6 protein-coding genes and 1 tRNA gene are annotated in these 9,846 nt (G+C 47.2%); 3 read left to right on the top strand and 4 right to left on the bottom strand.

The features are described from left to right. Positions 1-60: 60 nt before the first annotated feature. From JGK20_RS30040 to JGK20_RS30025, 4 genes are all read right to left on the bottom strand, one after another. Entirely contained in the window at positions 61-1,008 is a 948-nt protein-coding gene (locus JGK20_RS30040; protein ID WP_293190927.1) for a rhodanese-related sulfurtransferase, read from the bottom strand. Positions 1,009-1,062: 54 nt separating this feature from the next. Further along, positions 1,063-1,134, bottom strand: a tRNA-Gly gene (locus tag JGK20_RS30035). A 260-nt stretch (positions 1,135-1,394) separates the two neighbouring features. Continuing rightward, positions 1,395-4,505, bottom strand: coding sequence for an efflux RND transporter permease subunit (locus JGK20_RS30030; protein WP_293233208.1), 3,111 nt, complete (start codon positions 4,503-4,505; stop codon positions 1,395-1,397). A 344-nt stretch (positions 4,506-4,849) separates the two neighbouring features. Further along, the gene (locus JGK20_RS30025) at positions 4,850-6,631 is read right to left on the bottom strand and encodes an efflux RND transporter periplasmic adaptor subunit (protein ID WP_293233206.1); all 1,782 of its coding nucleotides are present in this window, start codon (positions 6,629-6,631) and stop codon (positions 4,850-4,852) included. Positions 6,632-6,797: 166 nt separating this feature from the next. Between JGK20_RS30025 and JGK20_RS30020 the strand changes: the two genes are divergently transcribed. The 3 genes from JGK20_RS30020 to JGK20_RS30010 all read left to right on the top strand — a co-directional run bounded on the left by JGK20_RS30020 (position 6,798) and on the right by JGK20_RS30010 (position 9,827). Continuing rightward, positions 6,798-6,947, top strand: coding sequence for a hypothetical protein (locus JGK20_RS30020; RefSeq protein ID WP_293203169.1), 150 nt, complete (start codon positions 6,798-6,800; stop codon positions 6,945-6,947). 202 nt (positions 6,948-7,149) lie between these two features. After that, positions 7,150-8,283 carry an AI-2E family transporter gene (locus tag JGK20_RS30015; protein ID WP_293179855.1) on the top strand — a complete coding sequence of 378 codons (1,134 nt, stop codon included), beginning with the start codon at positions 7,150-7,152 and terminating at the stop codon, positions 8,281-8,283. Between the two features lie 476 nt (positions 8,284-8,759). Next, positions 8,760-9,827 (top strand): ABC transporter permease, encoded by a 1,068-nt coding sequence (locus JGK20_RS30010; RefSeq protein ID WP_293179852.1) that lies wholly within the window; start codon positions 8,760-8,762, stop codon positions 9,825-9,827. Positions 9,828-9,846 lie beyond the last annotated feature (19 nt).

The following is a 9,846-nucleotide window of genomic DNA, read 5'->3' as shown; positions in this document are numbered from 1 at the left end:
TTTCTTGGTACGTAGTTGCGCTTCAGCGCTCTTGGGGCTCGCATCCCAACAACATACCTTTTAGTCGATCGCACCATCGGATTTTTCCTTAGCATCATAGCACGCGCCCATATGTACTTCGTTGCGACGCTTAGCAAGCTCAATCTGATGCTGCCGCTCTAATAAAGCTTGTTTTTTAGCTTCGGTTTTCGAGTCATGACAATGAGGACAACTCACGCCCAGGACAAAAAATTCAGAAGCCTTATCTTCCTCACTAATCGGGTGACGACAACCGCGACAAAGTTCATAGTTACCAGGTTTTAAATCGTGAACAACAGAAACCCGTTCATCAAAGACAAAACATTCACCTTCCCAACGACTTTCTGCTTCCGGAACCGTTTCCAAATATTTTAAAATCCCGCCTTCGAGATGATAGACTTCTTGAAAACCTTGCGATCGCAAAAAAGCAGTAGATTTTTCGCAGCGAATGCCACCCGTGCAAAACATTGCCACCTTGGGTTTATCGCGCAAAGCAGTTTCTTGCTGCACCCATTCAGGTAACTCGGAAAAGCTTTTGGTTTTGGGATTGATAGCGCCTGCAAAAGTACCCATAGATACTTCGTAGTCGTTACGCACATCAACTACGACAACATCAGGATCGTCAAGCAGCTTATTCCACTCATCGGGCTTGACATATTTGCCAGCCATGAGAGATGGATTAATATCGGGTATTCCCATCGTGACGATTTCGCGTTTTAAGCGGATTTTTAGGCGGTAAAACGGTGCTTTTTCTGAGAAAGATTCTTTGTGAACCAAATCAGCAAAACGCGCGTCACTACGCAAGAATGCCAGCACTGCGCGCACGCCCTCGGATGAACCGGCGATCGTGCCATTGATGCCTTCGGCTGCTAACAAGATGGTGCCTTTGACGTTGTTTTTGTTGCAACAATCGATTAGCGGTGCTTTCAGCTCGGCAAAATCGGATAGTTCAACGAATTTATATAATGCAGCGGTTAAGAAATTAGCCATAGATCGAATTGATAGCACTAATTGATTTTCATATAAATATGAAAATTCAGTTAAAGCGGACGGTGGGACTCGAACCCACGACGTTCAGCATGGGAAGCTGACATTCTACCACTGAATTACGCCCGCGCTTAGTCTGTTTTACTGGCTTTTACTTTTTAGGGATTGCGGTAAACCATGACTAGATAAATATTATACGACGATTTTGTGATTTTGAGTCAATGATTTTGAGAATTATTTTTTGGGGTTGCCGATCGCCCATGGCGGCAAAATTAATAGGGTGCGTCAGTCTCGATCGCCGGAATTTTTCGGACAAACCTGAGATCTGACGCACCGTACACTCCAAAAGCCTTCTCCTGACGCAGGAGGAGACGGCAGTGCCCGTTTCCCTACCCGGAGATATTCGATCGCCCTTGGCCTCTTTTCTTCCCCCGCACCCGATCGAAAATCCAGACTTGCAAGCCATCCATGTAGGTATAAACCACCGGAATTACCACCAAAGTTAATAGCGTCGAAGTCATCAAACCGCCAATTACCGCCATCGCCATCGGACTCCGCACCCCAGATCCCGCGCCAATTCCCAGCGCGATCGGCACCATCCCAGCTATCATGGCGATCGTTGTCATCAAAATCGGCCGCAACCGCGCTACACCAGAATCCAGCGTCGCCTCATACATCGGTTCGCCTTCCTTCTGATTCATAATCGCGTAATCCACCAGCAAAATCGAATTCTTCGTCACAATTCCCATCAGCAACACTACACCAATCAAAGCGTACAAACCGAGAGATTTTTGTCCTACCAAAAGTCCCAACAGCGCGCCACCAAGAGATAAAGGTAATGCCGCCATAATTGTGATCGGATGCAAGAAATTGGCAAACAAAAGCACCAACACACCATAAATAAACAGTACCGCCGTTCCCAAGGCCCCCGCAAAACCGCTGAAAATATCCTGCATAACTTTTGCATCGCCCGAAGATTCTTGTTCCACGCCAGGGGGTAAAGGATTCATTGCAGGCAGTTTTTTCACCGCAGCAACAGCTTCTCCTAAAGTCGTACCTTGCAACAAATTGCCCTCTACAGATACTTGACGAGCTCTGTCATAGCGATCGATCTGAGAAGGCCCGCTACCCAAAGCAATATCCGCCACTGCCCTCAACGGTACTAAAGTATTATTTTTACCCGGTATTTGCAGATTCTTAATTGTTTCGATATCGCTGCGAAACTGCGGCGCCAACATCACATGAATCGGAATTTGTCGATCGGGCAAATCAAACTTAGCAAGATTTGAGTCAATATCTCCAATCGTTGCCAAAGAAGCAGTGCGAGCAATTTGTTGCACCGAAACTCCCTGATCCGCCGCCCGATTTGGATCGGGTTTTACCAAAATTTCCGGCTTGACTAAACTCGCGCTAGATTGTACCTCAATCAGTCCCGGAAGTTGCCTCATTTGTTGCGTCAGAGTTTCCGCAGTTTTGGTTAAAGCCTCCGCATTTTCGCTCTTGAGGACGATCGACATTTGCTTCCTACCGCCCACACGCCCTTGAGCAAAACTCAGCCGCACACCGGGAACATCGGCAAGTTTCGGCCGCATTTCCTCCTCAAACTTCTGTTGTCCGATCCGCTGATTGGCGGGTTTCAATTTCACGTACAGACTGGCTGTATTTACGCCGCTAGCGCCCCCTCCGCCACCACCTGGCCCCCCGGATACTGTCGGAGCGCCTTCGGTCTCCAAAACGCTTTTTACGGCCCGATGGGCGAGCAATAATTTAGTTGCTTGCTGCACTGCTAAATCTGTCTGTGACAAGGTGGAACCGGGCGGCAATTCGATCGAGACTGTCGAAAGTCCGGTATCATCGCGATCGATAAACCCAGTCGGAATGAAAGGAATTAACTGAACGCTGCCGAAAAATAAAGCAACAGCTAAAATTAGGACGATCGCCCGATGCTTCAGCGCCCAAGTCAAAAGTCGGCGGTACTGATAAGAAAGTTGGTCTTTTTTGAGTTCCGCCTCGTGTCCACTATCCTTAAACAAATAAGCCGCCATCATCGGAGTTACAGTGCGGGCTACTAACAGCGAAAATAACACCGAAGCCGAAACCGTCACCCCAAAAGGTCGAAAAAACTGACCGGGAATTCCCGGCATAAAAGCCACCGGTGCAAACACCGAAACAATCGTCATCGTGGTAGCAACAACAGCTAAACCAATTTCAGCAGAAGCATCCAAAGCAGCTTGATAAGCCGTTTTCCCCATCCCGACGTGGCGTTCGATATTTTCAATTTCGACGATCGCATCATCGACCAATATACCCACCACCAGCGACAGCGCCAACAAAGTCATGCCGTTAAGCGTATATCCTACCATTCTCAGCACAGCAAAAGTAGGAATTGCCGACAGCGGCAAAGCCACAGCAGCAATCAAAGTCGCCCGCCAATCCCGCAGAAATATAAAAATCGTGACAATCGCTAAAACCGCCCCCAAAACTAAAGCATCAACAGAAGCTTCATAGGAATCTCGGATGTGATCTGCTAAAGTATAAATAAGTTCAAGCTTGACATCCGGCGGCAAAGTTTTTTCCATTTTCTTAACAGTTGCCCGCACCGCTTCTTCCACAGTCACGAGAGTGCTGCCGGTGCTGCGGAGGATAGCAAAAGCTACAACAGGCTTGTTATTGAGCCGCGCACCCTGACGCGCTTCTGCATAGCCTTCGTCAACTTTTCCCAAACTGGAAAGCGGCACAAAACCGCCTTTTGGTAAAGTAATTTGATAAGCTTTCAACTGTTCGATAGTTTTGGCGCTGCCGATGGTGCGAACTGTTTGCTCGGAATTGCCGATTTCAGTTCTGCCACCGGGAAGATTGATGTTAAAATTGCGAATTTGATCGTTAACTTGGGTAGCTGTAATCCCCAAACTTTGCAGTTGTTCGGGGTTTAAATCAACTCGAATATCCCTGTCCCTGCCTCCAATTCGCTGCACTTGAGCGACACCTTTGACCGACAACAGGACACGGCTGATGTTTTGGTCGATTAATTCGCTTAGCTGTTCTACCGTTTGGCGATCGGAAACGACGGCGTAGGACATAATGGAACTACCGGCAAATTCCACCCGTTTGACGACTGGATCGTTGATGTCTTGGGGCAGGCTTTGGCGAATTTGGGCGATCGCATTTCGGACATCATTCGTAGCGCGATCGCTATTTGTGCCCAACAAAAAGTTAACTGTCGTATTAGAAGAACCGTCATTAACAGTAGAAATAATGTGGTCAATATTGCCCAAACCCGCCACAGCATCTTCTACTTTTTTCGTAACTTGTGATTCAAGTTCGGCTGGATCTGCCCCCGGTTGGCTGACAGATATCGAAACTGAAGGCACATCGATGTTAGGTGAATCATCAATGCCTAAAACCGGAAAGGATACTAATCCCCCGATTGTCAGAATTAAGAATAAAACAATCGTCGGGACAGGCTGTTTAATCGACCAAGCCGAAATATTAAAAGACATAATTGGAATGGGGAATGGGAATGGGGAATGGGGAATTGGTCATTGGTCATTGGTAATATAGTTATTCTTCTTGGAATTCTTGTGGAGTGGGCCGGAGAGCCCGCTCCAAATATCTACTAACTAACTAATCTTATTCTTCTTTAAATTCTTGTGGAGTGGGCCGGAGAGCCCGCTCCAAAAATCTATAGCGGTTCTCAGAAAGATGAGGTATGTTGTTGGGCTTTAGCCCTCTTAAAATATATAGTAACTAACAAATCGTAAGGTGCTTAGCGTGGAAAATTATTAGTCTGTCGTCGCCAAATTCTCACCTGACGCACCCTACAATAAATAATGACTGTCAACTGTCAACTGCCAACTGCCCGATCGCCATCCTTAAGATAACCAGCCCCAGCAACCACCACTTTATCGCCCGCCTTCAACCCCTTTTTAATCTGAACCTGAGCAGTCGTCAAATCACCAACCGCGCCCCCAGTAATCTCTCCAACTTCCACAGGTTGAGCCTGCACCTTATCCTCGCCCACAAGCTTGTAAACAATAGAACTGCCGTCAGACTGTGGTAAAATAGCCTTAGCAGGAACTTTCAAACCTTGAGCCGTCGCCGTCGAAATCGAGGCGCGCAAAAACATTCCCGATCGCAAAAACTCACTTGTCGGCAAATCAATCTTCACCGTAGCCTGCCGATTTTGCGGGTCAACTAACGGCGAAATTTCTCGCACAGTTCCCGACAACTTAATCCGCTTATCAGAATCCGAAGTAATCTGCACCGCCGTTCCCGGCTGCACTTGAGAAACCTGAGTTTCCGGTACTTTTAATTGCAGTTCCAGCTTGTTTCCTCGAATAATCGAAAATAGTTTTTGACTTCCCGAAGAAACATCACCAACTCGACCAATTCTTTCAGATACAATACCGCTGTCCGGCGCTCGGACAATTGTTTGTTCGAGTTGAGTTTGCAACTGTTTCACTCGCGCATCATTACTGCGAACACCTGCTGCATTGTTCCCGACATTTGCGCGCGCGCTGCTGACAGCAGAGCCGGCCGTATTCACCTTAGCGCGGGCGCTGCTGAGGGCCGCTCTCGCCGTACTGATATTAGCTTCTGCTGTAGCTACTTTAGCTTGAGCCGATCGCACTTCTTCCGCCGCTTTGTTCTGTTCTTCCAAAGCTTTATTCAAATCAGCCTTAGCTTTGTTCACATCTTGAACAGCAGTATCTCGCTCGGTTTTGCGCTTTTCCAAATCTTGCTGGCTGATTACTCCCTGGGAAGCCAAATTTTGGGTGCGATTTACTTCTCTTTGAGCTTGAGCTAATTTAGCCTCAGCAGAAGCAATCCCCGCCTTAGCTTGCTCGACACTAGCCTTGGCTTGCTCGACACCTGCTTGAGCTTGGCCCACGCCCGTTTTGGCTTGCGCTGCGTCAGCGACGGCTTTTTCAACGCCGGCTTGGGCTTGAGCAACGCCGGCTTGGGCTTCTTGTTGGGCTGACTGGGCTTGTTGCACCTGAGCTTGCGCTTGTTCTACCGTAGAATCTGCCGATTCTACCTTAGCAGTGGCTTCGGCAATTTGCGATCGCAGCACCGAATCATCCAAAACCGCCATTACCTGACCTTTTTCTACCGCATCCCCTTCTTTTACCAAAACCTGCTTGATTTGCAAACCGTTGGCTTGCGGCAGCACCGGCAGCAAATCGTAGGGCGCCACAGTCCCCGTCGCTTCCAGAGTTTGAGCCACCTCGGCCGATTCCACAGCAGCCACTGTCACCGTCTGATGCGTCCCCTGCTGAGCCGCCGCTGGGGCTGCAACTGGGGGACGCGCGCTCTTCTGGCCCGCAGTCAAGTGTACTGCTAGCAGCGTTGCAGCTACGCCAATCCCTGCGCCCGCCAACAGCGTCGGCCACCTGAGTCCTTTACTGGGAGGAACTTCTGGTTCTTCAGCTTCGGAAACTTCTGATTGTTCGTCTGGAACTTCTAAGGCTATTTCTCGTTCATCTTCTTCAGAGGAGAAGTGCCAGCGAGAGGTATCTGAGATGCCAGTTTCAGGCGCATCCACTGCTGATTTGCTGTCGCGCCCGCTCTGCACGGGGACAAGCGGTTGCTGTTCTTCTGCTTCTGAAAAAACTTGATTCGTCACGGTAGTTCCTCCCGCCGGTTTGAGCCTGGGGTTTTTGATATTGTAAAGAAAGATTGCGGTTTTAATATCTAATTTATTTTAGCTGAGCGTGCGATCGGTCGCGCCTCCTCCTTGTGGGTGAGTGTGGCGCCATTTCACCTGATAATCGCGATTTCGATCCGAGGTTGTGCGATCGACCTTTGACTCGATCGGGATTTTGAGGCAGAGTAATCTTAGCGCGATTTGCGATCGCTTGCAGGGCGATCGGACTCAGATTTTCTGTCCCAGAGCGTTTTTACCATCACCAATTCATCACTGCCAAAAGAATTTAATCTAATATTGAACTGATTATTGCTAATCTATAGTTTAATATAGCGATCCTAAATCATTTGTGAACTTCTTCTTACTCCCTCCCCTTACTAAGGGGAGGGTTGGGGTGGGGTAAAAAAAATACGATTCATTTAGGATTGCTATATCTTTGTTGTATAATACGGCACAGAAGCTAAAAAACTTGTGCCAGTTTAATTGATAAAATCACAATGAATAGTGTATTTACTCCCGTCCAACAGTTTCTAATTACTTGGTTGCTAGTGCTAGTGACTGGATGGTTTACCCTGACTGCTATCAATTATGTTGGGGAACTGGTCAGCATTTTAGTAACAGCGGGACTGATTGCATTCTTATTAAATTATGCAGTAATCAGACTGCAAGTATTTTTGCCGCGGGGAATAGCTGCGGGGCTGGTTTATTTGATGGCGGGTGTGGTAGTCGCAGTCATCGGTTTAACTATTGTACCGCCCGTATTCAGTCAAGCGAGACAGTTGGGGGTGAGGTTCCCGGACTTGCTGGAGTCAGCGCGGCAGCAGTTAGGCGAATTTCAAGCGTGGAGTGCCGATCGCAATTTACCATTTGACGTGCAAATATTGGAACAGCAGTTATCAGCCAAAGTCCAGGAACAAGTACAAGCAATCGCAGGTACAAGTTTAGGCTTAGTTGTCGGTACAGTTAACTGGTTTCTCGACTTAATTTTTATCCTGGTAATTTCATTTTATATGCTGCTAGACGGTCAAAGAGTTTGGCAGGGTTTGACCAGCATTTTTTCCCCGGATATTCGCTATGTTCTCACAGATACTTTGCAGCGAAACCTCCAGCGATTTGTCTCGGGACAGTTATTGCTGGGACTCTTTATGGCGACTTCGCTAACTCTGGCTTTTTGGTGGCTGCAAGTGCCATTTTTTCTGTTGTTTGCCGTGTTTATCGGATTGACAGAAATAATTCCGTTTATCGGAGCGACGCTGGGCATCGGCACTGTTAGTATAATTGTAGCGTTTATCGATTGGTGGCTGGCGCTCCAAGTGTTGGCAGTTGCGATCGGTCTCCAGCAAATCAAGGATAATTTAGTAGCACCCCGAATTATGGGCAATCTCACGGGGTTGAGTCCGGTAATTATTTTTACAGCTTTGCTCTTAGGAGGTAGAGTGGGAGGATTGTTAGGAGTTATCCTGGCAATTCCCCTGACTGGGGTGGTCAAAAGTATCGTGGAAATTGTACTCAATCCCAAATTACCTCCGCAAACAGGTTCGTTTTTCTACAATCCTTTTAACGGCGAGGAATTGGGGAAAATTGCCGAAAATGAAAATAGAATAATTTTGGTAGCCGATGAAAAAAAATAGTTTAAGGTTTGTAGTAAGGACTTCAGTCCTTCATTCAATTGACAGTTGACAGTTGACAGTTGACAGTTGACAAAGGAAGGAAGAGGATTGGAGTAATGAATAGTCTGATTTTAATTTTTCCCTACAAGGGTTCCGGCTTTCAACCAATTCTTTCTGCTAAAAATTGTATTAGTAACGAATTCAGCCCTTGCTACTGATTCCGTGAAGAAAGGATTAGGGGCATCTCAGTTTTGCTATTATGTGAGTGCGAGCGTCCCCGCTCGCTTCCTTATATGTAGCGAGCGGGGACGCTCGCACTCCTCAAACCGCTTCTTACTCTCCGAAAAAAACGCTCGCAAAGGACTAAAGTCCTCACTACAAACCTGGGAGGACTAAAGTCCTTACTACGAACCTAGGAGGACTAAAGTCCTTACTACGAACCTGGGAGGACTAAAGTCCTTACTACGAACCAACTTAAAATCTCAAACCTAAAACTTATGAAATGGTGGCAAAATCTTAAAAATAATCCTCTAGCTCGGTTGGGAGCCGTAGTGCTGTTAATTTTTTATACAGTCGCACTTTTTGCCGAATTTGTGGCTCCCTACGACCCCTACGACTCTCAATTAAACAGTTCCTTGCTGCCACCAACTCAGATTTATTTAAGCACCAAAGACGGGCGATTTATCGGCCCCCACGTTTACCCGACTGCTCAGGGGCCGGTGGATGCGAATACGGGCGCTCGCGAGGTAATTGTAGACTGGCAAAAACCATCTGCTGTTGGTTTGTTTGTCAAAGGTTCTCCCTATAAGTTTTTAGGAATTTTGCCTTGGGATATCCACCTGTTTGGCACTACAGGAGAAGGTAAAATTAACCTTTTAGGCACTGATGAACAAGCTCGCGATCAATTCAGCCGCTTAGTACAGGGCAGCCGCATTAGCCTCAGTATTGGTTTAGTTGGTATAGCAATTTCCTTTCCTTTAGGATTGTTAATCGGAGGAATATCTGGTTATTTCGGCAGTTGGATTGACAGTATTTTAATGCGCTTTGCTGAAGTATTGATGACGATTCCCGGTCTTTATTTATTAGTAGCTCTAGCGGCAGTCCTTCCGCCCGGATTGACAAGTGCTCAGCGATTTATTTTGATTGTGCTGATTACTTCATTTATCAGTTGGGCGAGTTTGGCGCGGGTAATTCGCGGTCAGGTACTGTCAATTAAACAGCTAGAATTCGTGCAAGCGGCGCGGGCTATGGGCGCCAACCCAATTTATATTATTGTCCGCCACGTGTTGCCACAAACTGCAACTTATGTAATTATTTCTGCTACTTTGTCGGTTCCGGGTTTTATTGTGGCGGAGTCGGTTTTGAGTTTGATTGGTTTGGGAATTCAACAGCCCGATCCTTCGTGGGGAAATTTGCTATCTTTGTCTACGAATGCTTCAATTATAGTGTTGCAGCCCTGGTTGGTTTGGCCTCCGGCGACGCTGATTATTTTGACTGTTTTGGCGTTCAATTTATTGGGGGATGGATTGCGGGATGCTCTCGATCCGAGAAGCATTCAAAGGTAATTGTTCAGTTGACAGTTGA

The sequence above is a fragment of the Microcoleus sp. PH2017_05_CCC_O_A genome (assembly GCF_020738785.1).
In the GTDB taxonomy this organism is placed as follows: Bacteria; Cyanobacteriota; Cyanobacteriia; order Cyanobacteriales; family Microcoleaceae; genus Microcoleus.
The sequence above is the reverse complement of the archived record's forward strand: the minus strand, read 5'-3'. Positions and strand labels throughout refer to the sequence as shown.